Origin of the sequence: Pusillimonas sp. NJUB218 (assembly GCF_003788685.1) — a bacterium.
In the GTDB taxonomy this organism is placed as follows: domain Bacteria; phylum Pseudomonadota; class Gammaproteobacteria; order Burkholderiales; family Burkholderiaceae_B; genus Neopusillimonas.
The window spans coordinates 185,093-210,936 of record NZ_NQMK01000004.1 but is presented as its reverse complement, the minus strand read 5'-3'; the positions used below and the strand labels follow the sequence as shown (position 1 = coordinate 210,936).

Sequence of the window (25,844 nt, the reverse complement as noted above, 5' to 3'; positions counted from 1 at the left end):
TGCAATTTCCGGTTAGAGGCAGCCTGCCATTAGCGATCTTTCTACTGTCGCTTCTTACGTGCGTCTTCATCCCATTTTTTCAGCAGGGCCAGCTTTTCGCCAATCTTGATTTCCAACCCTCTTGGAGCAGGTTGATACCAGCCCGGTTCCTGCATTCCGTCTGGAAGATAGGCCTCACCCGCAGCATAGGCATTAGGTTCATCATGAGCATAACGGTACTCATGTCCGTAACCCAACTCCTTCATGAGCTTTGTTGGCGCATTGCGAAGATGAACAGGAACTTCACGGCTCTTGTCGTGCTTTACGAAGGATCTTGCTTGGTTATACGCCATGTACCCAGCATTGCTCTTGGCGGCTACTGCCAGATAGATGACTGCCTGAGCAAGGGCTAACTCGCCTTCTGGACTGCCCAACCGCTCATAAGTCAAGGCCGCATCATTGGCTATCTGCATTGCTCTTGGATCAGCAAGCCCAATGTCTTCCCATGCCATACGAACGATTCTTCTGGACAGATACCTTGCATCAGCACCACCGTCCAACATGCGTGTTAGCCAGTAAAGGGCAGCATCTGGATGTGAGCCACGCACAGACTTGTGCAATGCCGAAATCTGGTCATAAAAACTGTCCCCGCCTTTATCAAAACGCCTTGCATTGAGAGACAAGGCATTCTGGATAAATTCAACATCAATATTCTGAACACCTGCAGTACTAGCAGACGTCTTGCATTGTTCAAGCAGGTTCAAGAACCTTCTTGCATCGCCGTCTGCATAGCCAACAATGGTATCTACAGCTTTGCCTTCAAACGCCAAATCACCAAGGGCTATTTCTTGTGCTCGCTTCAGGAGAAGCTTCAATTCCTCTTCTGTCAGTGACTTAAGCACATAGACTTGGGCACGAGACAGAAGAGCGGAGTTCACTTCAAATGAAGGGTTCTCTGTGGTTGCCCCTATAAAGGTGAACAGCCCTGACTCCACATGAGGCAACAGAGCGTCTTGTTGAGACTTATTAAATCTGTGAATCTCATCCACAAACAAGATGGTGCTCTTGCCTTGCGCAAGAAATTGCCTCGCTTGTTCCATTGCCTCTCTGATGTCCTTAACGCCAGACAAGACTGCAGACAAGGCGATGAACTCGCATTTGAAGGCTGTAGCTGTCAACCTCGCCAAAGTGGTTTTGCCGACGCCCGGAGGCCCCCAAAAAATCATGGAGTGAGGCTTGCCCGACCGGAACGCGAGCCTCAATGGCTTACCTTCACCCAGCAAATGAGACTGCCCAATGACTTCGTCTAAGGTCTTAGGACGCAGAGCTTCGGCCAACGGCACATAAGCCGCACCGGCCGAGCCGGAAAAAAGGTCGGGAGGCGTCATTGAAGCTTGACGACGTCGACGCCGGCGGGTGCCTTGAACTGAAAACTACCGGCCGGCAAACTGGGGTTAACCGATACCTTGCCCAGGTCGATAACGGTCGTTTGGCCAAAGGCATCGAGCAACTCGAGGCGCGCAGGCAGGTTGTCGGCAAACGCTATATCGACATATTTGAAACCGGCATCGGCACCTTTGGGCGTTGCCCTTAGCCAGGCCAGGCCATCGCGCTCGGGCAAGGCTTCGAGCGTGAAGGATTCGTCGAGCGAACCGGAGCCAAACAAAATGGCAGCGGGCGACGCGCCAATGGATTGATCGACGCTGCGCTGGGTCACTTGCGCCAGGTCGGGGTCGTACTGCAATACATGGCGCCCGTCCGACACAATGAGTTGCTCGTAGGGCTTTTTGACGTCCCAACGAAACTTGCCCGGGCGCTGAAAGGAAAAGTCGCCGGTTTGCGATGGCTTACCCTGCCCCTGCGGCGTGATGGTTTGTTGCTGGAACTGACCGGTGGCCGACTGTACGTTTCCAATAAAGTGGCGCAATTGCGCTTCGGCCGACGCCGCCCAACTGGCGAGCGGCGCAGTGGCCAGCAAAGCAGCTGCAAAAAAAGCCGCAATTTTTTGATTAATCTGCATTGGCAGAATCCCCCGGAACAAGAATTTCGCGGTTACCGTTGGATTGCATCGCCGACACCAAGCCAGCTTGCTCCATTTGCTCGAGCAAGCGCGCCGCCCGGTTATAGCCAATGCGCAGGTGCCGTTGTACCGACGAAATTGACGCCCGTTTATTTTTGAGAATGACCTGAACGGCTTGATCGTAAAGCGGGTCGGACTCGGCATCGGCAAAGCCTGTAACCGATCCAAGCCCGTCGCCGGTCTCGCCTTCAGGGGCTCCTTCTAAGACCCCGTCGACGTAATTTGGTTCACCCTGCTCTTTGAGTTTGTCGACCACCCGGTGCACTTCGTCGTCGCTGACAAAGGCACCGTGCACGCGCACTGGCAGCCCAGTGCCCGGCGGCATATACAGCATGTCGCCCTGCCCCAACAACGTTTCGGCGCCCATCTGATCAAGAATGGTGCGCGAATCGATTTTGGACGATACCTGGAACGCGATACGCGTTGGGATATTGGCCTTGATCAAGCCGGTAATGACGTCGACGCTGGGCCGCTGCGTGGCCAACACCAAATGAATACCTGCGGCACGCGCTTTTTGCGCCAGGCGGGCGATGAGTTCTTCAATTTTTTTACCCACCACCATCATCAGGTCGGCCAGCTCGTCGATGACAACCACAATCATGGGCAAGGTCGATAGCGGCTCGGGTTCGTCGGGTGTTAACGAGAACGGATTGGGGATAGTTTCGTCGCGTTTTGCAGCATCGCGGATTTTGGCGTTGTAGCCGGCCAAGTTCCGTACGCCAAGCTTACTCATCAGGCGATAGCGCTTTTCCATTTCGCCCACGCACCAATTAAGCGCGTTGGCGGCATGCCGCATATCGGTGACCACCGGCGCCAGCAAATGCGGAATACCTTCGTAAATGCTCATTTCGAGCATTTTGGGGTCGATAAGAATCAGACGGGTTTGGGAAGCATCGGCCTTGTACAGCAACGACAAGATCATGGCGTTAATGCCCACCGACTTACCCGAGCCCGTGGTACCCGCCACCAGCAGGTGGGGCATTTTGGCCAGATCGGCCACAACCGGATTACCAGCAATGTCTTTACCCAGCGCGATGGTCAGCACCGACGGTGCCGCATGGTAGGTTTGCGACCCGATGATTTCGGAGAGCTTGACCATTTGGCGACGCGGGTTGGGCAGCTCAAGCCCCATCAAGTTTTTACCCGGGATGGTTTCAACCACGCGTATGCTGACCAGACTAAGCGCCCGGGCCAGGTCTTTGGCTAGATTGACAATTTGACTGCCCTTAACCCCTGTGGCCGGCTCGATTTCGTAGCGTGTAATTACCGGACCGGCCTGCGCCGCCACGACAGTGACATTCACGCCGAAATCAGACAATTTCTTTTCGATGAGCCTGGAGGTGAATTCGATGGTTTCGGGCGACACCGATTCGGGTAGTTCGGTCACCGCGTCGAGCAGCCCGATTTCCGGCAGCAAGCCCGAGGTATCTGTAGTCACTGGCGCCGCGAACAAGGTTTTTTGTTTTTCTTTTTCGGCGCGAATAGATTTGGGCACGCTGACGATCGCCGGTTCAATGCGTACCGGCTGCTCGTGAACCAGCTGTTCTTGTTTGGCTTCGACGACCTCTTTACGCTCGGCCTTTTTGACTTGACCCACTTTGCGATCTTCGCGCGCTAACTTAAGTTGCCACAGGTACAACGCAAACCGCTCGATGCAGAGCCCGATGCGTTCGGCTACCTGCAACCACGAAAACCGGAAAAACAGACTGGATCCTACGGCAATGAACACCAGCAACAACAAGGTGCACCCCGTGGTGCCCAAGGTGTAACCCAAGGCCTTAGCCAATAATTTACCCAGTTCGCCACCCGCCCCAGCGGGCAAATGCGAACCCGTTTCGACCAACTGCATGGCTTCGGTGCCCATAACCCCCACAAACATCAGCGCATAACCAACGCCAGCTTCCCAGCGCAAACGAGGGAGGACATCGAGCTTTTCTTCAGGAGGCAGTTGGCCGGTAAGCCGGTAAAAACCAACCCCGACGCGCTGCACCAGCAACACCACCCATAACCAGGCCGAATAGCCGAACAGAAAAAGCAGCAAGTCGGCCACATAGGCCCCTACCGTACCGCCTTTGTTAAGCGTGACCGTTGACTGCATGGAATGCGACCAGGCGGGATCGGAAGGCGACCAGGTGGCCAGCACCAACCCAAGCCAGGCGGCCAGCGCGGCGAACGCGATCCAACGAGCCTCGCGCAGCAAGCCCGAAATACGGGTTTGCAATGCCGAGGGACCATTGCGCGCGTTGCGCGACGAACGGGGAGATGCTGCAGGTATTCGAGCCATGGACTCATTATAATTGGCTACACACTAATTTCGGATATTGATGCGATGACGACTGCAAAACACGCCAAAGTAATGATTCTTGGTTCCGGCCCGGCCGGCTACACGGCTGCGGTTTACGCCGCGCGCGCCAACCTGAACCCTGTCCTGATTACCGGCCTGGAGCAAGGCGGGCAGCTGATGACCACTACTGACGTCGACAACTGGCCAGCCGATGCCCAAGGCGTGCAAGGCCCAGACCTGATGCAGCGCTTTCAAGAGCATGCCGCACGATTCGATACCGAATTCGTTTACGACCACATTTCCAGTGTCGATCTATCGAAACGCCCCTTTACACTCAATGGCGACTCGGGCGAGGTCTACACCTGCGACGCCCTGATCATTGCCACTGGCGCATCAGCCCAATACCTGGGCTTACCCTCAGAACAAGCGTTTATGGGCCGAGGCGTCTCGGGCTGCGCCACTTGCGACGGCTTTTTCTATAAAAAACAAAACGTTGTCGTAGTTGGCGGTGGCAACACCGCTGTCGAAGAAGCCCTTTACCTGTCGAATATTTGCAACACGGTTACCGTCATTCACCGCCGCGACAAGTTCCGCGCCGAGCCCATCCTTATCGACAAAATGATGGACAAGGTCAATAACGGCAATATGCGACTGAAACTGTTCTACGAACTGCAAGAAGTGCTGGGCGATGATTCCGGGGTCACCGGGGTACGGATTCTGAACAATCAAACCGGCCAAACCGAAGACCTGGCCGTCACGGGCGCCTTTATTGCGATTGGCCACAAGCCCAATACCGGCATCTTCGAAGGCCAACTTAAAATGGAAAACGGCTACATCGTGACCCAGAGCGGCTTAAGCGGTATGGCTACCCAGACGTCTGTACCCGGCGTTTTTGCAGCGGGCGACGTGCAAGACCACGTTTATCGCCAAGCCATTACCAGCGCAGGCACCGGCTGCATGGCCGCGCTCGACGCCCAACGCTGGCTCGAGAACGGTGGCCAATAAACCCGGGCTGGCCGATCTTAAAAAGCTACGCCAGCAGGCCGAAGCCGCCACCGCACCCAAACCTGCGGCAAGGCCTAACAAGAATCTGAAAAAAGGAACCCGGGGCAAGCCCCTGGGTTCTGGCGGGTTGTCGTCTGCTACAACCTCCAATCAATCAGTCTCGCCTGCTAGCGCAAGCCCCGCTGCGCACCTGTCCAGGCAAGGAGCGCGCAACGCAGCGCCCTGGCCGGCCGGCACCGAAGCCGTTCCAGAGCAAGATGTTGCGTTGTTCCGGCAAACTATGCGCTTTGTCCAGCCCATCAAAGACACCGGGCGGGCCATTTTGCCGCCTGTGCCCAAAGCGGCCAAAACCATACTTAAAGACCGTCGTGCTGCCGCCCAAGGGCAAGACTTTGAGCGCCCTACCCCAAAAGTATCCGATGTTTTCGCCCCGGCATTGCCACATGCCGAACGCGGCGACAGCGACTATCTGCGCCATGGCGTCGGGCCCGATGTTCTTAAAAACCTGAAACGCGGGAAATGGGCCATTGTGGCCAGCATCGACCTGCACGGCGCCACGCTGGAACAAGCTCGCGACCGGCTCGACCAGTTCATTCAATCGTGCATTACACACAATGTGCGTTGCGTGCAGGTTGTACACGGCAAAGGGTATGGGTCGCGCGATGGCGCCCCAGTACTTAAAGAGGTGGTTCGGCGCTGGCTTACCCAGTTTGACGCCGTACAGGCCTACACCGAGTGCCCCGAAAACAACGGCGGCAGCGGTGCGGTGCAGGTTTTGCTAAAAGCAGCGTCGGCAAATTAAAGGCCAAGCCAAATACCCGACGCACCGACATAGACCGCCCCTCGTCGTCCACGACACCCCTATGTAAGCCGCACCAGAAAGAAAACGCAAAAAGGCCAGCGCTAAACGCTGGCCTTTTTGCATTTTTTGATTTTTATGGGTACCGCTTCTTGCCATGAGTGGCAAGTATAGTTATTTCCGATTGTATCGGTTTGCCCATGCAGGGCTTTGTCTCCTCACCTGCATGTATTGAATTGTGCACCAATTGTTAGCAATAAACACTTAGGGATTGCACCTATATTGTGCGCTGCAGAAACACAACGGGGCGAAATGCATTCACCAAGGTTGCGCGCGCTGCCCCAGGCCGGGTCGCGATCATCATACCAAAAGTGGGCAACAGGGTATTGACCCTGTCCCTTATGACTTGCAGCACCTTGCATATAGCAACGAGAAACACACAACTCTATAGAATTCTGCGCATACCCTGGAAGGATGATCCGATGTACACCTACAACGAAACAGACCAGCAACTGGTAAATGAACGCGTGGCCCAATTTGAAGGCCAAACGCAACGTTTCCTCGCCGGTGAGCTCACCGAAGACGAGTTCCGCACCCTGCGTCTGCAAAACGGTCTTTACATACAACGCCACGCGCCGATGCTACGTGTCGCCATCCCATACGGCCTGTTGCGCGCCGACCAACTGCGCAAATTGGCTGACATTGCACGGCGCTACGACCGCGGATACGGTCACTTCAGCACCCGCCAGAACATGCAGTTCAACTGGCCCCGCCTTGAAGATGTCCCGACCATATTGGGCGAGCTGGCAACCGTGCAGCTGCATGCGATACAAACCAGCGGCAACTGCATCCGCAATACCACCAGCGACCACCTCGCCGGCGTTGCGCCCGACGAAATCGTCAACCCGCTGGTGTGGTGCGAAATCATCCGGCAATGGTCGACATTTCACCCCGAATTTGCATTTTTGCCACGTAAATTCAAAATCGCCGTCAGCGGCGCCACTACCGACCGCGCAGCCATTGCCGTCAACGATATCGGGCTGCAGGCGGTTACCCAGAACGGCGAAACCGGGTTCCAGGTTTGGGCGGGTGGCGGGCTGGGGCGCACACCCATCGTGGGCAAACAAATCAGCCCGTTTGTTCCCTGGCCCCATCTACTGACATACTTAAGTGCCATTTTGCGGGTGTATAACCTGCATGGGCGCCGTGACAACAAATACAAGGCACGCATCAAGATTCTGGTTCGGGACATGACCCCCGAAGGCTTTGCAAAGGCGGTAGACGAGCACTGGCAAGCCCTGAAAAACGGCCCGGACACGCTGACTCAAGCCCACGTTGACCAAATTGCCTCACGCTTCAATTGGCCGGTCTACCAAGCCTTCGAAGCCGGCCATGACAGCCAGGTTACCGAACTGAAGGCCAACAACCCGGCCTTTACACGCTGGCTGCGCACCAATACCCACGCCCACAAGGTTGCCGGGTATGCCGCTGTATCCGTATCGCTTAAACCCACGGGTTCGCCCCCTGGAGACATCACGGCCGACCAAATGGACAGCATAGCCACACTGGCCGAACAATACAGTCAGGGCCAATTACGGGTGACTCACGAACAAAACCTGTTACTGCCCGACGTACCCCGTCAAGACCTGCCCGCACTTTGGCATGCGCTGAACGCACTGGGCCTGGCCACGCCCAACATCGGCCTGCTCACCAACATCATTTCATGCCCAGGCGGAGACTTCTGCGCGCTGGCCAATGCCGTATCCATTCCGGTAGCCGCCGCCATCCAGGCTCGATTCGACGACCTGGATTACCTGCACGACATCGGCGAACTGGACCTGAATATTTCGGGCTGCATAAACGCCTGCGGGCATCACCACGTTGGACATATTGGCATTCTGGGCGTCGACAAGGCGGGCCAGGAGTGGTACCAGGTCACGCTGGGCGGCCGCCAAAGTGCCGCACGCACTGAACAAGTCGGCGATACAGGCGCTGAAATCGGCCGCATCATAGGGCCGTCGTTCAGCCGCGAACAGATTCCGGACGTCATCGAGCGGCTGATACAAACCTATCTTGGCCTGCGCGACGACGACACCGAGCGCTTCATCGACGTCATCGACCGGGTTGGGCCCGAACCTTTCAAAACCGCGGTGTACAGCGACCCCAATATTGTGACCGGCAAAATCCAGCACACACGTAACGAAGAAGACGCACATGCCTGATACCCAAGACCCCCAGACACTTCTGACGGCGAGCGGCGATACACGGCGCATCCCGAAACCCATCACCTGGGAAACAGGTCATGGCTCGACCGTGCCGCCAGAGCATACCTCGTCAACAGCGCCTGACGCCGCGCCCGCCCTGCCTCCTGACGCACCTCACTGGCAGGTCGGACTGAACGACTGGCTGACTCACCAGGCAGATTGGGCGAACCGCACGCATATTCCCGGTCTGGTGCTGACCAGCGATACCGACCCGGCGGCGCTAGGGGGGCTCGACACAACCATAGCCCCCGCCTGGATCACCATCGAGTTTCCGGTGTACACCGACGGCCGAGGCTTTACCCTGGCCCAACTGCTACGGACCCGGCACCACTGGACCGGTGAACTGCGCGCATCGGGCGACGTCATGATTGACACGGTGTTTTACCTGCGCCGCTGCGGTTTTGACAGCTATCTGCTCAAGCCAGGCCACGATACGCCCGCCGCCCAACAGGCCTTGCACACCTTCACCGCTGCTTACCAGACGGTGTATCCCCTAGGTATCTGAACGCGTGAAATTATTTTAGAATTCAAGGATTAACCCCTTGACCAACCCCACGCACCAGTCGTATCGGCGCGCCCTGTTCTACCGAGGCTGCCATGGCGCTTTTCCCGAAAGAACCCGAGCTTGTCGGCCATTTGGCCGCACACCGGCTTTTTCACTCGAACGACCTGGACGAAACCCGAGACACTGTGGGGAGAATTTTCAAGCCCCACGAACTGGGCGTACGTGGGCGGCGCCAAAAGCTCGATGCCGAAATGGATCACCTGTCGTTGGGCAAGGCATCCATCAATCGGCTGCGCTATGGGGCAGACGTCACCATCGAACCCGAGTCGCTCGATGACTTCCTGTTGGTGCAAATGCCCATGGCCGGAAGAGCCGTTATTCACTGCGGCACCGACCACATCATTTCCACGCCCGACATGGCGTCAGTTCTGACGCCGTCTTTGCCAGTGCACATGCAATGGCAAGGGGTCTGTGATCAGCTTATTGTAAAAATAGAACGACACGCCCTTGAAACCGCGTGTGCAGCAGCGCTGGGCCACGCCCTGCCCAGCCCCATCGAATTCAAACTGGGCATGGACTTAAGTCGCGACGGTGGCCTGGCCTGGCGCCAACTTATTGCATTTTTAACCACCAGCCAGTTCATTGCCGGGGCCGACCAGCGTAATTTGGTTACCAGCCAACTCGAGCAGCTATTGGCCACCACCCTGTTAACCCAACATCCGCATAACTATTCGGCTGCGCTGCTTAACCCGGCGCCAACACCCGACCTGCCCTACATTCGGCGGGCCGAAGAATACATTCTGGCGCACTGCAAAGAGCCCATCACCATGCAAGACCTGGCGCGTCATGCTCATATCAGTACGCGTAGTTTGTACAAGGGGTTTCAAGAACACCGGGGCATCAGCCCCATGGGCTACGTCAGGCAGGTGCGTCTGCAAAAGGTGCGCGACGCCCTGTTGCAGGCACGACGCGCTGGGCAAAGCATTAGCGTCACCCAGGTAGCCCTGGACTGGGGTTTCGGGCACCTGGGTCACTTTACGCAAGCTTATCGCAAGCAGTTCAATGAACTGCCTTCGCAAACGCTGCGGGGTTAGCCTGCACCTGCTTCTGCCGTTCCAGCAACTTGCGTGTCACCATGCGGTAGTCACGGGCATCAATGGGCAGCAACCACTGTTTAAAGCGGGTAAATGGCCCCACATTAATACCAATTTCGTCCAGCATTTCGTCAACGTTGTGCATCGAGAACGGAATAATATTGGTACCTCGCGCATGTTTGCCCTCGGTGCGCTCTTCCATCCATTTCAGGCGTCGACGCACATGCTCGCGGCGCTTTTCTACCGAAGGCAGCTCCAACCCGCCCATCAGGTGGGTGGCAATCCATAAGGCTGCAACTTCGGCGCTTAACGGGCTGTAGAACGACGAGTTATAGCCGCAAAAATGCAGACGCTTTACGGTTAGCGGCAAGATTTGACGATACAGCTCAAAGTTACCGCGCTCGTCAGTAATCTCATCTTGCACCGACTGCGGTAAAAATGGCACGACCTGCTTAAACCCGGTACCGCATACGACGAGGTCGGCGGGCACGGTACGCCCATCAGTCAAGGTCGCCACAGGCTTGCCATCGCGGGCCCCCAACGAAGCAATCTCGCACTCACGGGCGATTTCGGTTTTGCCCGCAATGACCTGCTCGTACAGTTCGTCGGTAGACAAACTGACGGTACTGCGGGCGATACGGTCGAACGTGCCCTCGGGTACCAGCCCCAGTTTGTCGAGCTTAAGCTGACGCGTTGCTATTTTTTGCAACGACGAAATCATGCTGTCGCGAACCCCGCTGCCCGCACCGTGCAAGAATTTCTCGAAGCCTTTGACCTCGATATACTGAAACAGACCTTCACCCATCCGGGTCAACATCAGGTACTTGTAGTTCAGTACATTCATGACCTTACGCGGCATTTTCCAAAGGAGTTCGCGGGCAATGACTTTGGTCGATGCTGCAACTTCGCCAATGGCGGCCGCCACATCGCAAGACGACTTGCCATACCCTACCACCAGCACATTCTTGTTGCGCGCGTCTTCCAGGTTATTGAACTCGGACGTTGCACACAGACGACCGCCGGCCGCCTCGAACTCGGCCACACCCGAATAGGGCGGAATAAATGGCTCGGAGAAAATACCGTTAGCCACCACCAGATGTTCAAACTGATGCTCATGTTCTTGCCCAGTTTGCGTGTTGCGTACTTTGACGCGCCAGCCTTTATCGCCCTCGGGCTCTGCGACGATGACCTCGGTGTTCAGCTGGATGCGGCGATCCAAATCGAAATGTTTGGCAAACGCCGCCAGGTATCGCTGCACTTGCTCACCGCTGGGCCACTCGGGGTACTCGGCCGGCATCGGGAAGTCGGATAAAAAGTAAGTGTCTTTATTGTTCTGGGTACGCAGGCCGGGATACCGACGCGTCGCACTCCAGACGCCCCCGACATCGGGTGCCTTCTCGAATACGGTCACATCATGACCAAACTGGGTCAGTACTTTGGCAGACGACAGGCCGGCAAAACCGGCACCAATGATTGCAATTTTCATGGCTTGACTCCGGTTACTCACACAGACGGGGAATGGCGGGAACAGCCTGCTCGGGTCCCATGGCGCTGTAGCCGCCATCGATAGCGAGGTCGGTTCCGGTAATAAAAGAAGCGCCCGGCGAGCACAGGAACACAACACCCTCGGCCACTTCGGATGGGTCGCCGACACGCCCCAGCAAATGGTAGGGTTCGGCCACCCGATCAGTCTTGGCACGGTCGCCGCCGGTCAGCTCATTCATGATGCGCGACCATGTCCAGCCTGGCGAGACCGAATTGACACGAATATGATCGGCCGCGAGGTCCATGGCCATATTGCGTGTCAGCTGAGCAATGGCGGCCTTGGTTACGGGGTAAAGCCAACGACCTGTTTGGGCTACCTTGGCGCTGATGCTGCTGAAATTGACAATAGCGCCACCGCCCCGCTTGATCATGTAGGGACGGCACGCACGCATCATCATGACAGCGCCCACCACATTCACATCGTAGCTTTGGTGCCAGTCATCGCGGCTGGCCTCGATGCCGTTGTCGACGTAGCTGCACGCCAGGTTAACCAGATAGTCAACGCCACCGAAGCGCGCGACAGCCTGATGCACGCATGCATCAATTTGCGAGTCGTCGGACAGATCGGTTTTTACAAATACGGCGCGTTCGCCCAGACTGTCGGCTACCCGCTGGCCGCCTGCCTCGTCGATATCGGCAATGACAACGGCTGCACCACGGTCGCAAAACGCTTTGGCTACGGCGGCGCCGATTAGTGTCGAGCCACCCGTCACGATGGCCACTTTATCTTGCATATCCTGCATGATCTTGTCTCCTGTCAATTAATGAAAGCTTAGTTATGTGTTTTTGACAGAAGCATTATGCGAAGCAGCCCTGCTCAAGGCCTATCGTTATCCCGAAAGTGCAAAGAACGGTATTCTTTTTCTGCTACAGTGCAACCGGTAAAACAAAGGCACCCTCGAATGAATCGACTTTTCACCGGTACCCTTGCATTCGTCACAGCGCTGGCACTTTCAGGCTGTGCACTGCCTGGCCCTTCCGGCCCGAACACGCCGCGCACCGAAGACATGTCGGTCGATCAAATGGCGCAAACCGATTTCAACCGCACCGTTACCGTCGCCATGCGCGACAACCTCGACAGCCTGAACAGACTGCTTGAAAAGCTTTACAGACGCAATCCGGCCGAATGGCGCAAATCAGGCGCCGGCGACATAGAAACCGCCATCAAACGGGGGCAGGCTGCCATCGAATCCGGCCAGGCGCCGGCTCCCCTGCGTGGGCTGGCCGACATCCAGATCCTGTCGGTATCCCTCGATCCAAGCTACACGGGCGATCGCGTGGCTGCCTTTGTATTCGGGCTCGCCGACACCATCGTGCGCGCCCACAACGGCAAAACCCGCTTTTACGTCACCGATGCTCTTGAGGCACAAAAGGTGTATAACGCCGCACGTAATGTTGAAATAGCCGCCTGGATGCTATCGACACGCAAAAACAGCCTGGGGCAACCTTTGCTGCTGGCCAACGAAATCACGCCCGAAACCAGCAACCTGAGTTTCGAGCGTGAGTTTGGCCAACTTGTGGGCCGCCTTGACCTGATCGCCAACCTGCTGGACGAGAACCTGCGTCGGGTGGGCATCAACTACGTACAGGGCCTGTTGTTCTTCAACTTTTTGCCTGTACGGTAAGCGACAAGCAAGCCAAGCGCCGTGCCACATTAAATGTATTTTGCCTCCCAGGCTAAGCCCGGGTGCGGGCACGCCGCTGGCAACTAACACCAACTTTTTTTACCCGGCGCGCTTTCGATTCAGGTGCTGGTGTGCTGCATATCACCATCAATTGACAGCGCTTGGCCAGAAATCGAACGACCGCTGTCAGACGCCAGAAACACCGCCAGGTCGGCGATATGGTTCGGGTCGACCAAGAACTTGAGCGATTGCGACGACATGGCATCAGCACTGACCTGCTCCAGTGTTTTGCCGCTGATGGCGGCACGACCCTGAAGCACTTGCTGAAAGCGTGGGCCATCGGTAGCGCCCGGCAACAGCGCATTGACGCGTATACCATCGCCCCCCAGTTCAATAGACAGGCTTTTGGTAAAACCGATGAGCCCCCATTTGCTGGTTGAGTAGGCAGAACGATTCGGATAACCAAAGCGCCCAGCCACCGACGACATATTGATAATGACCCCGGCCCCGGACTGTTTTAAATAGGGAATGGCAACACGGGTCACGTTGAACGTACCGGTAAGATTGATTTGCATGACGCGCTCCCAGGCATCGGGGTCGAAATTTTCGACGGCAGCTGTCGGGCCCGGAATGCCGGCGTTATTAACCAACACATCAATCCCCCCCATGCGTTCAGCGGCATCGGGCACCATCTGCTCAATCGCCGTACGACTGGAAATGTCGCATACGGCCGTATGCACGCCGGGTAAAACGTCCGCCATGGCCCGCAACGCGGGCTCATCGATATCGCACACAAAAACCCGTGCGCCCTTGGCCACAAATGCCTGGGCAATCGCCCGACCAATGCCGGACGCGCCGGCTGTAATCAGAACACGCTGCTGACTCACTTCTCCCCCTTTGGGCGACGCCCGGCCGCCGTCTAATTATTTGCCGCCTTGTTGAACCAGCCATTACACTTCAGGCCTGTTTGATTTTGACTTGAATCGTCATGGTAACCAAATCACCCGCCGCCTTGGCGCGTCAAGGTAAAGATAATTGTCCCTGGCAGCGGGTTGAGCCGGACGGCAGTAACCTTACCGTCGACAAGTTTCCCAGCACGTTGATTGTGCAACTGGCCAATATGCTGCGCCGTGAAGTGACGACGCAATACGCGGAACGATTCGGGCTGACCGTCTCCGAATGGCGGCTTCTCGCGCTGATTGTGCGATTTTCACCGTTGCCCTTTGGCGAGCTGGTTCGTCTCTCGAGTTCGGACAAAGCCCTGGTCAGCCGCACCTTGCGCATTCTGGAACAACGCGGCTTCTGTTCGGTTCAGCCCGAGCCCGGTGGCAACCGCAAGAAACTGGTGTGTGTTGCCTCTGAAGCCGGTACCGACCTGTACGAGCAAATCATGCCCGTTGCGCAAAAATACCAGGCCAATGTCCTGGCGCAGCTGGATGAACCCGAGCGCGTTGCCTTGTACACCGCCCTGATGAAGCTCAGAAAGGCCGCCGACGCCGGATTGCTGCGCGTTCCAACCGCTCACGACGCTACTGACCGATAAACCTGATATTCACGGGCCGACATCGGGTTTTCCCTGTCGCTCATTTTGTTGACACATCAACAAAATGAGCGTTAACTTTAGCTTTCCAGAAACGATACGTCGTTTCACTAGCAAATCAACGGCACACTGCCATCCGCCGATCCATCAGCATTGCAGTGCGCTGCTTTCTTCACCGCTCATGGGAAGCACTCAACATGACAGACGCAATCATCGGCGCCAACGTCCCACAGGTCACCGGGCGCGCCAAGGTTTCGGGCACCGCCATCTATGCGGGCGACATCAAGCTAGCCGGCATGCTGCACGGCAAAGTGCTGCGCAGCCCCTATCCTCACGCCCGTATCGTCAGTATCGACACCTCCAAAGCCAAAGCCCTGAAAGGCGTCAAAGCAGTGATCACCGGCGAAGACACGCCTACCCGTCTTTGGGGGGTATCGCGAAAAGAGCGCCGTATCCTGGCCGCGGGCAAAGTCCGGTACGCCGGTGAAGAAGTGGCCGCAGTCGCCGCAATCAGCGAGGACATCGCCCGCGATGCGATCGACCTCATCCGGGTGGAATATGAAGAACTCCCCGCTGTTCTTGACCCGTTCAGCGCCCTTGAACCCGCCGCTATCGAGATCCACGAAGGCACGGGCAACATTGCCTACGAGACCCATGTCGATCGAGGCGACGTTGAACGCGGTTTCGACCAAGCGGCTGCGGTCTACGAAGCCACCTACAGCATGCCTTATCAGTACCCCGGGTATCTTGAACCCATGGCCTCGGTCGTTGACGTCGACACCGCGACCGGCCGCATTACGGTATGGGCCGCCACGCAGTCCATTTTCATGTCGCGTTCGCGACTGGCTGAGGCGCTCGACGTGCCCCACTCACAAATCCGCTTTATCCAGACCATGACTGGCGGCGCCTTTGGCGGCAAAGCGGTCGAAGACGCCAATACGCCCATCGCAGCATTGCTTGCCATCAAATCGGGCAAGCCGGTGCGTCTGGCCAATAACCGCCTGGAAGACTTCCTGGCGGCCCCGTCAAGCATGCCGGCTACAGTCTGGCTGCGCATGGGCCTTTCAAAAGACGGGCTGATCGTGGCCAAAGACTCGATGATTATCGGTGACAACGGTGCATACACCGGCCTGGCCGGGCACGTTATCCATGTCACATCCATGCGTAGCGACAACATGCATCGCATTGAAAACGTCCGGGCACGTGGCAAGCTGGTTTACACCAACAAGATCCCCAGCGGCGCGTTCCGTGGCTTTGGTGGTCAACAAATGGCTTTTCCGTTAAACAGCCACCTTGCGATGCTGGCCGAGATGGTCGGCATCGACCCACTTGAAGTGCAATTACGCAATGCCATCAAAACCGGTGAAACCAGCGTACATGGTTGGCATATGGGCAGTTGTGGCCTGTCTGACTGCCTGACGCAGGCTACCCAGGGCATTGGTTGGGCCGAAAAACGCAAGGCGTCTAAAGACGCCGGCCCCATCAAACGCGGAACGGGTGTAGCGGCGGGCATTCATGTCAGCGCCAACCGCCAACTGGGCAACTGGGACGGCTCGACGGCCATCGTCAAAATGAATGAAGACGGACGAGTGACATTGATTACGCCAGAATGCGACATGGGCCAGGGCGCAGCCACCGTCCTTAGTCAGATTTGCGCCCATGAACTAAACATCCCTATCAGCCACGTTACCGTACCGCAACCCGATACCGACTCGACGCCGTTTGGTATTGGCACCGTCGCATCGCGCGTCACCATTATCGCCGGCAACGCCGTGCGTTTAGCGGCCATCAAAGCGCGTGAGCAACTCTTTGAAGTCGCCGCCGAGAAACTCGACTCGGACCCGCACGCACTGGAAATCCAAGACGGCATGATCCGCGTCAAAGCAGACACCTCCCGTGCGGTGTCGTTGCCCGACGCGGTGCGGCTACATCTGTTTCGCGTGGGCGGCCAGGGCATCTTCGCTCAAGCCACCTACGACCCGCCAACCGTCATGGCCGACGCCAACTACTACGGCAACGTCGCCCCCGCCTACTCGTTCGCGGCACAAGCCGTCGAAGTCGAAGTCGATACAGAAACCGGCCAGGTGCGCGTCGTTGATAGCTTTGTGTCAGACGACTGCGGCAAAGCCCTTAACCCCATGGCCGTGCATGGCCAAACCAATGGCGCCACCGCTCAATCTACCGCATGGGCGCTTTATGAAAGCCTGAACTTTGAAGACGGCCGGCTCATGAACGGCAACTTTGCTGATTACGCCATGCCCACCGCCGACGCCCTGCCTGCGTTCAAGAGCGGCTTTATCGAATCGAATGACCCGAATGGCCCCTACGGTGCAAAAGGTGCCAGTGAAACCGCCGTCTTGCCGGGCGCGGCCGCCATTGCCAATGCCGTTTACGACGCTGTCGGCGTACGCATCAACGACCTGCCGATTACGCCCGAAAAAGTCCTTGCCGCACTGCGCGAGAAACACAACGCAGGAGACCAACATGCATGATTTCACTTATCTGGAACCAACCACGGCACAGGAAGCCTGCCAATTGCTGCGCGAATGCGGCGAAGACAGCCGCATTATTTCCGGCGGCACTGCCCTGTTGCTGGGCATGCGTCAGCGCATGCTGTCGCCAACGCACTTAATTTCACTGGGCAAAATCGACGACCTGAGCAACATTGAGTTTGAGCCCGGCGTGGGGTTAAGTATTGGCGCGCGGGCGCGCCATGCCGATATCGCCAGTTCGGCGGTCATTCAAGAGCACTTTCCCATGTTGGCCGACATGGCTCGACAGGTAGCCAACCCGCAAGTGCGCAACGCCGGCACGCTGGGCGGCAACCTGTGCTACGGCGACCCCGCCACCGACCCCCCAGGCTGTCTGATGGCCCTTGGGGCGCAACTGGTCATTGCGGGGCCCGAAGGCGAGCGACTGCTGCCCATCGAAGATTTTCTGGTCGATTATTTTCAGACCGCGCTGGGGCCGGACGAAATCCTGACACACGTCCTGGTACCCGCGCTGCCCGACGATGCCATTGGGTCGTACACACGCTTCCTGCGCACAGCGGCAGAGCATCGGCCGCTGGTCAACGTGGCGTTGCTCGCACGCGTTGAAAACGGCACGCATTGCAAAGAGATCCGTATGGCGCTAGGTGCCTCAACGCCAACCGCTGTGCGTCTGACACCCGCCGAACAATTGCTGGCCGGTCAAACCCTGACACTGGCCCTGGCGGCGGAAGCGGCCAACATTGCCGTTCAGCATATCAACCCGATCTCGGACTCGCGCGGGTCCGCCGACTACCGCGCAGACATGGCCCGCGTCGTTATCCGCCGCGCCTTGATCAACCTCTTCGGCCTGACGGCGCAATAAGGACACGCTCATGAGCAAACACACCATTGATGTTGTCGTTAACGGCGAAGCCCTGACCGTCGATATCGACGCTCGCCGGCTATTGGCAGACTTCATACGTGACGACCTGAATCTAACAGGCACCAAGCGCGGATGCGAAACCGGCATTTGCGGCGCCTGCTCGGTCATCGTCGACGGCAAAGTCATCAAGTCCTGTCTGTCATTGGCCGTACAGGTCAACGGGAAGTCGATCACCACCATTGAGGGCTTGTCGTGCGAGGGTGAATTGCACCCTGTGCAAGAAGCCTTCCTGACCTGTGGCGGCATGCAATGCGGTTACTGCACGCCCGGCTTCATCATGACCACAACCGCCATGCTCGACCAAACCCCCGACCCGTCTGAAGCCGAGATTCGCAAGGGCCTGAATGGCAACCTTTGTCGCTGCACCGGCTACGTCAGCATAGTCGAGTCGGTACAAGCTGCCGCGCATAAGCTCGCGGCCAAATAAAGACGCCAACACCGGAAAATCAAATGGAAATTGAAAAGAAAATGACGATTGCAGCGCCCAGGGACAAGGTCTGGACGCTGTTGCTTGACCCCAACGTAATGGGGGCCTGTGTACCCGGCATGGAGTCGATTGATGTCATCAGCGATACCGAGTACCTGGTGAACATCCACGTCAAAATGTCGTTCATCAGTGCGCGCTTTAAAGTGCGCACGATCATTACCCAAACAGACGCACCCGCCTACCTGAAAAGCGAAGGTACAGGTGAGGACTCCAGCATTACCAGCTCGCTCAAACATACCAGCGAGGTGTTCCTGACCGAACTGGGACCGAACGAAACCGAGTTCCGTACCAAGGTCAACGTTGAACTGCTGGGTCGCCTGGGCAGCTTTGGCATGAATATGGTCAAAACCAAGGCCGACCGCATGTGGGATGACTTTGGCAAGAACCTGGCCGAACGTATTGTGACCGGCGTTAATGGCGCCAAGGCCGCCGACACGCCTGCTGCGGGTACAGACGGCGTTGGTCAAGGTGCAAATACGATTGCAAGCGCGACCACTGTGCCCGAAACCGGCGCAACGACTGCCGGCGCTAATGCGCAAGACAAGAACGCCAAGTCGTCAAAAACATCACTGATGTCACGCATGCGCTCGGCGTTTGGGCCATCGTCTTAAAGCACGGCCCAGACGCGGCCAACCAAAAGGCAACAGGCCTTCGGGCAAATGGTAAAAGACGGCTGGCCTCTCGACGAACGGCCGTTGACGTAAAATCTGAAGGGTCGACCCCACAACCGGGGCCGGCCCTTTGTTTTTAAACACGCGCCAAAAAGGCTCAATGCCCATGCTTTTCAATCCATCCCGCGAACAGGTCAGGCAGTTTTTTTGTGGCGCCTGGCATAAACACACCCAAAACAACGTACTGACACCGATTGAATCGATGGCCGTTGAGTGGATTGTGCAGCACCCCGAATATCACGACGAACTGAACCGCCCGGATGCGCTTGAAGCCGAATATACGGTGGAAGGCGGGCAAACCAACCCGTACCTGCACCTGTCGATGCACCTCGCTATTTCCGAACAGCTCTCTGTTGACCAGCCTCCCGGCATTCGAGCGGCCCACGACGGCCTGGCGCAGCGCATTGGAGCGCACGAAGCCGCTCACGAAATTATGGAGTGTTTGGGCGAAGTGGTGTGGGAAGCCCAACGACTGGGCAAGCCGTTCAGCAACGACACCTATCTGGAACTGATCAGGCAACGCAGCACACGCCACGGTCGATAAAACTGGCGCAAGACGACGCCGACACAAAAGATCAGGCCCGGGTATCACCCGGGCCTGATCTTTTTAATGCGGAACCACCGCCCTTAAACAGGACAGCGGAAACGCGATTACTTGCGAATAGCCAAAGGCGATGGCAGGCTGGCCATCCAGGCGGCCATGTTTTTGATGTCTTCGTTGGACAACGCCATAGCCATGCCACCCATGATGGCGTTTTTACGGATATTTGCCGTTGCAGGCGCACCGGCCTGGCCGCGCTTGTAGGCTTTTAAGGCATGCTCGAGGTAGTCGGCATGCTGGCCAGCCAAAATGGGGTAAGCCGGCATGATGGGCGTTTTGGCATCGGCGCCATGGCAACTGGCACAGTTAAATTGCTGATAAGCGGCTTGGCCAGCAGCCAGATCGGCGGCCTGAGCGGCACCCGCGGCAAACATAACGGAACCCAGCAGGGCAAGAGTCAATTTCTTCATGGTCGCCCCCGATTATTTCAAATTAGCGTAGTAAGCAGCCAGGTCGGCCATGTCTTTTTCAGACAGGCTCTTGGCAATGGCTTCCATGGTGGGGAAGCTGCGCGCACCGCTGGCGTACTCTTTCAGGGCAGCCACAATGTATTCGGCATTTTGGCCTGCAATTTTAGGTACGTGGTAAACCTCGGGGAAGCTGGCTTTGTAGCCTTCGATACCGTGACAGCCAATGCACATGGACACTTTATTTACGGCGGCTTTGGCATCGCCAACGGTGGCCGAATCGGCCGCATGGGCCTGACCCACGAACGCACAGGATGCCGTAACGGCCAGCGCAGACAGCGTGCGCTTGAAATTTGTTCGCAACTTCATAGTAGCTCTTGTTTGGCGGTAAATAAAAGGCCGCTCACCGCACAGGTGACCGACGAAACGTTGGGATTGTACGATAATTGTTGTGAAGATCGCTATTCACCCAAAATTACACTGCAAGACGCTATTTTAATACGGACCAAAAACATGACTTCTGCAGCACCCGCCTCATCCGAACAACGCTTTACCGGCACCGACCGCTATGTGGCCACCGACGACCTGAAGCTGGCCGTCAATGCCGCCATTGCACTTCAGCGCCCGCTTCTTATTAAAGGCGAACCAGGCACCGGCAAAACGATGCTTGCAGAGGAAGTGGCCGCAGCACTCGGACGCCCACTGCTGCAATGGCACATCAAATCAACCACCAAGGCGCACCAGGGCCTGTACGAGTACGACGCCGTCTCGCGCCTGCGCGATTCGCAACTGGGCGACGAAAAAGTACGCGACATCGCCAACTACATCGTCAAGGGCGTACTTTGGCAGGCCTTCGAATCCGACGTACCCACCGTCGTGCTCATCGATGAAATCGACAAGGCCGACATCGAGTTCCCTAACGATCTGCTGCGCGAACTCGATCAGATGACATTTCATGTCTACGAAACGCGGCAAACCATTCAGGCCCGTCATCGCCCGCTAATCATCATCACGTCCAACAACGAAAAAGACCTGCCCGATGCCTTCCTGCGTCGTTGCTTCTTTCATTACATCAACTTCCCCGAGCGCGACACCCTGCAAGAGATCGTCAATGTGCACTACCCCAACATCAAACAAGAGGTACTGGCGGCGGCTCTCGATACGTTCTTTGCACTTCGCGACGCCCCCGGTCTCAAGAAAAAGCCATCCACATCCGAGTTCCTCGACTGGCTGCGTCTGCTCATGAACGAGAGCATCAGTGCCGACGATATCCGCCGCCCCGACCACGACTTGCCCGTCATGGCCGGCGCCCTGCTGAAGAACGAGCAAGACCTCACCCTTTTGCAGCGCCTGGCCGCCATTACGCGCGCCAGTACCCGTCGTTAAGTTCCGGCAACCTTGTTTGGTAATCTCACGTCATGTTGCTGGATTTCTTCTACCATTTGCGCAGTCACCGTCTTCCGGTCTCGGTCAACGAGTATCTGACACTGCTGGGCGCGCTTAAAAGCGGCATCATGCCGCCCACGCTCGACGACTTTTATCATTTGTCGCGCCTGACCCTCATCAAAGACGAAACCCTGTTCGACCGCTTCGACCAGGCATTCGGCGCGTTCTATCGGCAGCTCGAAGCCAGTCTGCCGGCCGACAAAGACCTTCCGCTGGACTGGCTCATCAAAGAGTTCCAAAAACAACTGTCGCCCGAAGAAAAGGCAGCCATTGAAAAACACGGCTGGGACAAACTCATGGAGCTCTTCAAGCAACGGCTGGAAGAACAGAAAGAACGTCATGCAGGCGGCAACAAATGGATCGGGACAGGCGGCAGCTCAGCATTTGGGCATGGCGGTTATCACCCCGAGGGCATCCGCGTGGGCGGGCCATCGGCCGGCAACCGCACTGCTGTAAAAGTCTGGGAAAAACGCGAATTTCGTGATTACGACGATAGCCAGGAGCTGGGCACCCGCAATTTCAAAATGGCATTGCGGCGACTACGGCGCTTTGCGCGCGAAGGCGCCGAACTTGAGCTCGATCTGGACGACACCATCAGCCACACCGCCAGAAACGCTGGCTTTCTCGACCTGCGCATGGTTCCCGAGCGACACAATGCGGTCAAGGTGCTCATGCTGCTCGACGTCGGCGGCAGCATGGACGACCATATACAGCGGGTCGAAGAGTTGTTTTCTGCGGCCCGCAGCGAATTCCACCATCTCGATGTCTACTACTTCCACAATTGCCCGTACGAGTACCTCTGGAAGACGAACAGTCGACGTCACGCTGAACGTTTCGAGACTTGGGATGTCATACGCAAATACAACGAAGACTGGCGCCTGATTCTTGTGGGCGACGCCACCATGAGCCCTTACGAGCTATTGCATCCGGGCGGCTCTGTTGAGCATCACAACAAAGAAACCGGTGCCACCTGGTTGCAACGCCTACTCGACAACTGGCCCAAATCAGTATGGCTCAACCCCGAACCCGAAGGGTACTGGCCTTACCGGCAGTCTATTGCCATTGTAAAAAACCTGATGCACGACCAAATGTACAGCGTCACCGTCAGCGGGCTCGAACAAGCCATGCGACACCTTTCCAAATAACCCCGCCACCCCGGAGTCCCGATGCCTGGTTTAAAGCTGTTTAACGATCGACTAATACCCGCTACAGTGCAAACGCTGCGCAACGGCGTTGCCGGCCTGGCGCTGACCATTGCAGCACTGGCAAGCCTACCGCTGGTTCACGCACAAACGGCCCCAGCGCCGGCGCAAAGCCCAGCCAAAACCGTCTCGGCAAAATCCGGTACGTCTGTCGCATTACCTGAAGGCGTTATTGCAGGCCCTGCCATCGAAGGCACGCACGCGTACACCCTGCCTAATGGGCTCAAGGTACTGTTGACGCCCGACGAAGCCCAGGCCTCAGTCACCGTCAACATGACCTACCTCGTGGGTTCACGACACGAAAACTACGGTGAAACCGGGATGGCGCATCTGCTCGAGCACATGCTGTTTCGCGGCACCCCATCCTTACCCAATGCCTTGGCAGAGTTTTCAAAGCGCGGGCTGAGGGCCAATGGCACCACTTCAAGCGACCGCACCAACTACTACGCGTCGTTTGCCGCCGACCCTGCCCTGCTTGACTGGTATGTACGCTGGCAGGCAGACGTCATGGTCAATGCGACCATTGCACGCAGCGACCTTGACGCCGAAATGACTGTGGTACGCAACGAAATGGAGGCTGGGGAAAACAATCCTTTCGAAACCCTGATGCAAAAAACACAGGCGGCGGCCTACCAGTGGCACAGCTACGCCAATGACACCATCGGTGCTCGCTCCGACGTCGAAAACGTCGATATCCAGCAGCTGCGGGCGTTTTATCGGCAGTACTACCAGCCCGACAACGCCGTCCTGATCATTTCTGGCAAGTTCGACCCTGCACAGACCTTAGCCTTGGTCGCTGACGCCTTCAAAGGCATCCCCAAACCCGAACGCACCTTGCCCCCCGAGTACACCGTCGAACCGGTGCAAGAGGGCCAGCGGCAGGTGGTAGTTAAACGAAATGGCGGCACCCCGCTCGTCGTCAGTCAGTACCACATTCCCCAAGGGGCCAGCCCCGATTTCGTTGCGCTCGACCTTGGGGTATCCATCATTGCCGACGTACCTTCGGGCCGCCTATACAAGGCCCTGGTCGACAAAAGGCTGGCGGTGCTAAGCTTCGGGTTCGCCCGCCCTATGCAACAACCGGGCTACGCCCTTTTCGGCGCTCAGCTCGAGTCTGGCGCCGACCCATACAAAACACTAAGTGCGATGAACGCCGCTATTGCTGACGTGGCCCAAACGCCCTTTACCCAGCAAGAGCTCGATCGCGTCAAATCGCGCGCCCTTGCGCAATGGAATCAAGTCTATGCCGACCCGGCACACCTGACATCGGCCCTGTCGGAAGCCGCTGCATTAGGCGACTGGCGCCTGTTTTACTGGCAGCGAGACCAGGTAGAGCAAACCACGCTTGACAACATACAACGCGTCACGACTGCCTATCTGGTACCCGATAACAGAACCGAAGGCATATACCTGCCCACAGACCAACCCACGCGCGCCCCTGCCGCCACACCTATCAATATCGAACAGATGCTGGCTGACTACACCGGGCGCGCGCTGGAAGGCGACACGGCCGCCTTCGATGCCACGCCAAAAAACATCGACGCCCAAACCCAGCGCGAACCCTTAGCATTGGCCGACGGCACACAGATCGACATGGCCTTGCTGCCCAAGCCGACTCGCGGCAATCGGGTTGAGGCCAAACTAGTGATGCAATTCGGTGACGCAGCGTCTTTGGCCGGTAAAAGCACCGTTGCGGCCGCCGCCGCGTCTCTGCTCGATCACGGCAGCAAAACGCTGTCGCGCCAGGACATCCAGGACAAATTCACCGAACTACAAGCCGATGTCGGCCTGGGCGGCGGCAATGGCGTTGTGGTGGCCGAAATCTCGGTGCCGGGCAACAATCTGCCGCAAGTCATTGCGCTGGTCACCCATCTTCTGCGCGAACCCGTATTTCCAGCTGACGAGCTCGACACATACAAGACCCAGGTGATCACGTCCATTCGTAGCGGCATGACAGAGCCCGGCGCATTGGCCTCGCGCGCGCTGGCGCGCCACGACAACCCCTGGCCTAAAGAAGACCCGCGCTACACACCCACCTTCGAAGAGGCGTTACAACGCGTCGAAGCACTGAATCAAAAGGCACTGGCAGATTTTCATGCGCAGTTCTACGGAACGGGCACGTTGCGCTTCTCGGCAATCGGCACCTTCGACGCAGACGCTGTACGCCAAGCCTTGAAAGCTGGGTTCTCAGACTGGAAGAAAGCCCCGGCCTACACCCGCCTCGACGACCCGTGGCGCAACGTCACACCCCAATCATTCACGATCAACACCCCCGACAAGGCCAATGCGGTTTACATCGCCTCGTTGCCGCTCAAATTGCGTGACGACAACCCCGAGTTCCAGGCGCTGTACGTCGCCAATTACCTATTGGGCGGGTCCAGTCGCTCACGACTCTGGGAGCGCATTCGTGTCACCGAAGGGATCTCTTACAGCGTCGGGTCAGGCGTCAACGCGTCGGCCTACGAGCCGTCGGGCGAATGGTCCATGTCGGCTATTCTGGCACCCGAAAACCGCGATCGTTTCCGGGCAGCACTGAACGACGAACTGAACAAGGCCCTCAATTCGGGGTTCTCCGATGAAGAGGTCAAGGAAGCCGTTCAGGCCTTGATGAACCTTCGTCGACTTAACCGCAGCAACGACGAGGTACTGGCCGCCGTGTGGATCAACTACATGCAAGAAGGGCGCAGTTTCGCCTGGTCAGCTCAGATCGACGACTTGCTATCAAAAATGACGGCTAAAGACGTCAATGCGGCGCTACGCACGTACCTTAAGCCCGATGCGTTCAGCAACGCACTGGCCGGCGACTTCGACAAAAACAAACCATAGTTTGCGCATTTTCAGGCAACATCAACGCGCAAAGCATGGTCTTTGATGTTGCAAGTTACCAAACAAAAAA

23 protein-coding genes are annotated in these 25,844 nt (G+C 57.2%); 15 read left to right on the top strand and 8 right to left on the bottom strand.

Translation table 11 applies throughout. From position 1 onward, the window contains the following. Window positions 1–41: 41 nt before the first annotated feature. The 3 genes from CHR62_RS07415 to CHR62_RS07405 are packed head-to-tail and all read right to left on the bottom strand — an operon-like array spanning window position 42 to window position 4,343. Window positions 42–1,367: a replication-associated recombination protein A gene (locus CHR62_RS07415; RefSeq protein WP_123660493.1), complete on the bottom strand. Its 1,326-nt coding sequence runs from the start codon at window positions 1,365–1,367 to the stop codon at window positions 42–44. Next, window positions 1,364–1,999, bottom strand: a complete 636-nt coding sequence (gene lolA / locus CHR62_RS07410) for an outer membrane lipoprotein chaperone LolA (RefSeq protein WP_123660492.1) — start codon at window positions 1,997–1,999, stop codon at window positions 1,364–1,366. Before lolA ends, CHR62_RS07415 begins: the two co-directional genes overlap by 4 nt. Next, window positions 1,989–4,343 (bottom strand): DNA translocase FtsK, encoded by a 2,355-nt coding sequence (locus CHR62_RS07405; RefSeq protein ID WP_123660491.1) that lies wholly within the window; start codon window positions 4,341–4,343, stop codon window positions 1,989–1,991. Before CHR62_RS07405 ends, lolA begins: the two co-directional genes overlap by 11 nt. Before the next feature lie 45 nt (window positions 4,344–4,388). Between CHR62_RS07405 and trxB the strand changes: the two genes are divergently transcribed. The 5 genes from trxB (at window position 4,389) to CHR62_RS07380 (ending at window position 10,010) form a co-directional block, all read left to right on the top strand. Next, window positions 4,389–5,348, top strand: a complete 960-nt coding sequence (gene trxB, locus CHR62_RS07400; protein ID WP_123660490.1) for a thioredoxin-disulfide reductase — start codon at window positions 4,389–4,391, stop codon at window positions 5,346–5,348. Continuing rightward, window positions 5,338–6,150, top strand: coding sequence for a Smr/MutS family protein (locus tag CHR62_RS07395; RefSeq protein ID WP_123660489.1), 813 nt, complete (start codon window positions 5,338–5,340; stop codon window positions 6,148–6,150). The genes trxB and CHR62_RS07395 overlap by 11 nt, the downstream gene beginning before the upstream one ends. A gap of 479 nt (window positions 6,151–6,629) precedes the next feature. Next, window positions 6,630–8,369: a nitrite/sulfite reductase gene (locus tag CHR62_RS07390; protein WP_123660488.1), complete on the top strand. Its 1,740-nt coding sequence runs from the start codon at window positions 6,630–6,632 to the stop codon at window positions 8,367–8,369. Then, window positions 8,362–8,916, top strand: coding sequence for a DUF934 domain-containing protein (locus tag CHR62_RS07385; protein WP_123660487.1), 555 nt, complete (start codon window positions 8,362–8,364; stop codon window positions 8,914–8,916). Before CHR62_RS07390 ends, CHR62_RS07385 begins: the two co-directional genes overlap by 8 nt. A 92-nt stretch (window positions 8,917–9,008) precedes the next feature. Next, window positions 9,009–10,010 (top strand): AraC family transcriptional regulator, encoded by a 1,002-nt coding sequence (locus tag CHR62_RS07380; RefSeq protein WP_093969204.1) that lies wholly within the window; start codon window positions 9,009–9,011, stop codon window positions 10,008–10,010. On the opposite strand, the gene CHR62_RS07375 is transcribed toward CHR62_RS07380, so the two are convergent. Next, window positions 9,976–11,496: an NAD(P)/FAD-dependent oxidoreductase gene (locus tag CHR62_RS07375; protein WP_123660486.1), complete on the bottom strand. Its 1,521-nt coding sequence runs from the start codon at window positions 11,494–11,496 to the stop codon at window positions 9,976–9,978. The genes CHR62_RS07380 and CHR62_RS07375 overlap by 35 nt on opposite strands. A 13-nt stretch (window positions 11,497–11,509) precedes the next feature. Beyond that, complete coding sequence (locus CHR62_RS07370; RefSeq protein WP_093969206.1) at window positions 11,510–12,298, bottom strand: SDR family oxidoreductase; 789 nt, start codon at window positions 12,296–12,298, stop codon at window positions 11,510–11,512. 159 nt (window positions 12,299–12,457) lie between these two features. On the opposite strand from CHR62_RS07370, the gene CHR62_RS07365 reads away from it, so the two are divergent. Beyond that, window positions 12,458–13,180 carry a hypothetical protein gene (locus CHR62_RS07365; protein WP_093969207.1) on the top strand — a complete coding sequence of 241 codons (723 nt, stop codon included), beginning with the start codon at window positions 12,458–12,460 and terminating at the stop codon, window positions 13,178–13,180. Window positions 13,181–13,299: 119 nt separating this feature from the next. On the opposite strand, the gene CHR62_RS07360 is transcribed toward CHR62_RS07365, so the two are convergent. Beyond that, the gene (locus CHR62_RS07360; protein ID WP_123660485.1) at window positions 13,300–14,067 is read right to left on the bottom strand and encodes an SDR family oxidoreductase; all 768 of its coding nucleotides are present in this window, start codon (window positions 14,065–14,067) and stop codon (window positions 13,300–13,302) included. A 101-nt stretch (window positions 14,068–14,168) separates the two neighbouring features. Between CHR62_RS07360 and CHR62_RS07355 the strand changes: the two genes are divergently transcribed. The 6 genes from CHR62_RS07355 (at window position 14,169) to CHR62_RS07330 (ending at window position 19,836) form a co-directional block, all read left to right on the top strand. Beyond that, the gene (locus CHR62_RS07355) at window positions 14,169–14,723 is read left to right on the top strand and encodes a MarR family winged helix-turn-helix transcriptional regulator (RefSeq protein ID WP_093969209.1); all 555 of its coding nucleotides are present in this window, start codon (window positions 14,169–14,171) and stop codon (window positions 14,721–14,723) included. A gap of 194 nt (window positions 14,724–14,917) precedes the next feature. Then, the gene (locus CHR62_RS07350; protein ID WP_123660484.1) at window positions 14,918–17,212 is read left to right on the top strand and encodes a xanthine dehydrogenase family protein molybdopterin-binding subunit; all 2,295 of its coding nucleotides are present in this window, start codon (window positions 14,918–14,920) and stop codon (window positions 17,210–17,212) included. Next, window positions 17,205–18,074: a xanthine dehydrogenase family protein subunit M gene (locus tag CHR62_RS07345; protein ID WP_123660483.1), complete on the top strand. Its 870-nt coding sequence runs from the start codon at window positions 17,205–17,207 to the stop codon at window positions 18,072–18,074. The genes CHR62_RS07350 and CHR62_RS07345 overlap by 8 nt, the downstream gene beginning before the upstream one ends. Window positions 18,075–18,084: 10 nt before the next feature. Then, window positions 18,085–18,561 (top strand): (2Fe-2S)-binding protein, encoded by a 477-nt coding sequence (locus tag CHR62_RS07340; RefSeq protein ID WP_093969212.1) that lies wholly within the window; start codon window positions 18,085–18,087, stop codon window positions 18,559–18,561. A 23-nt stretch (window positions 18,562–18,584) separates the two neighbouring features. Next, window positions 18,585–19,232, top strand: coding sequence for a CoxG family protein (locus tag CHR62_RS07335; RefSeq protein WP_123660482.1), 648 nt, complete (start codon window positions 18,585–18,587; stop codon window positions 19,230–19,232). 166 nt (window positions 19,233–19,398) lie between these two features. After that, entirely contained in the window at window positions 19,399–19,836 is a 438-nt protein-coding gene (locus tag CHR62_RS07330; RefSeq protein WP_093969214.1) for a DUF1841 family protein, read from the top strand. Window positions 19,837–19,943: 107 nt separating this feature from the next. Here CHR62_RS07330 and CHR62_RS07325 read toward each other — a convergent pair whose 3' ends face one another. Beyond that, on the bottom strand, window positions 19,944–20,303 hold the full coding sequence (locus CHR62_RS07325; protein ID WP_093969215.1) for a cytochrome c: 360 nt from the start codon (window positions 20,301–20,303) through the stop codon (window positions 19,944–19,946). Between the two features lie 12 nt (window positions 20,304–20,315). Next, a complete protein-coding gene (locus CHR62_RS07320) occupies window positions 20,316–20,669 on the bottom strand; it encodes a cytochrome c (RefSeq protein WP_093969216.1) in 354 nt (117 codons plus the stop codon). A gap of 144 nt (window positions 20,670–20,813) precedes the next feature. Here CHR62_RS07320 and CHR62_RS07315 point away from each other — a divergent pair, with 144 nt between their 5' ends. Genes CHR62_RS07315 through CHR62_RS07305 form a run of 3 tightly spaced genes read left to right on the top strand, consistent with a single transcriptional unit; the run spans window position 20,814 to window position 25,774 of the window. After that, window positions 20,814–21,686 carry a MoxR family ATPase gene (locus tag CHR62_RS07315; protein ID WP_093969565.1) on the top strand — a complete coding sequence of 291 codons (873 nt, stop codon included), beginning with the start codon at window positions 20,814–20,816 and terminating at the stop codon, window positions 21,684–21,686. A 32-nt stretch (window positions 21,687–21,718) separates the two neighbouring features. Then, on the top strand, window positions 21,719–22,891 hold the full coding sequence (locus CHR62_RS07310; protein ID WP_093969217.1) for a VWA domain-containing protein: 1,173 nt from the start codon (window positions 21,719–21,721) through the stop codon (window positions 22,889–22,891). Window positions 22,892–22,912: 21 nt separating this feature from the next. Continuing rightward, a complete protein-coding gene (locus CHR62_RS07305; RefSeq protein ID WP_123660481.1) occupies window positions 22,913–25,774 on the top strand; it encodes a pitrilysin family protein in 2,862 nt (953 codons plus the stop codon). The last annotated feature ends 70 nt before the right edge of the window (window positions 25,775–25,844 follow it).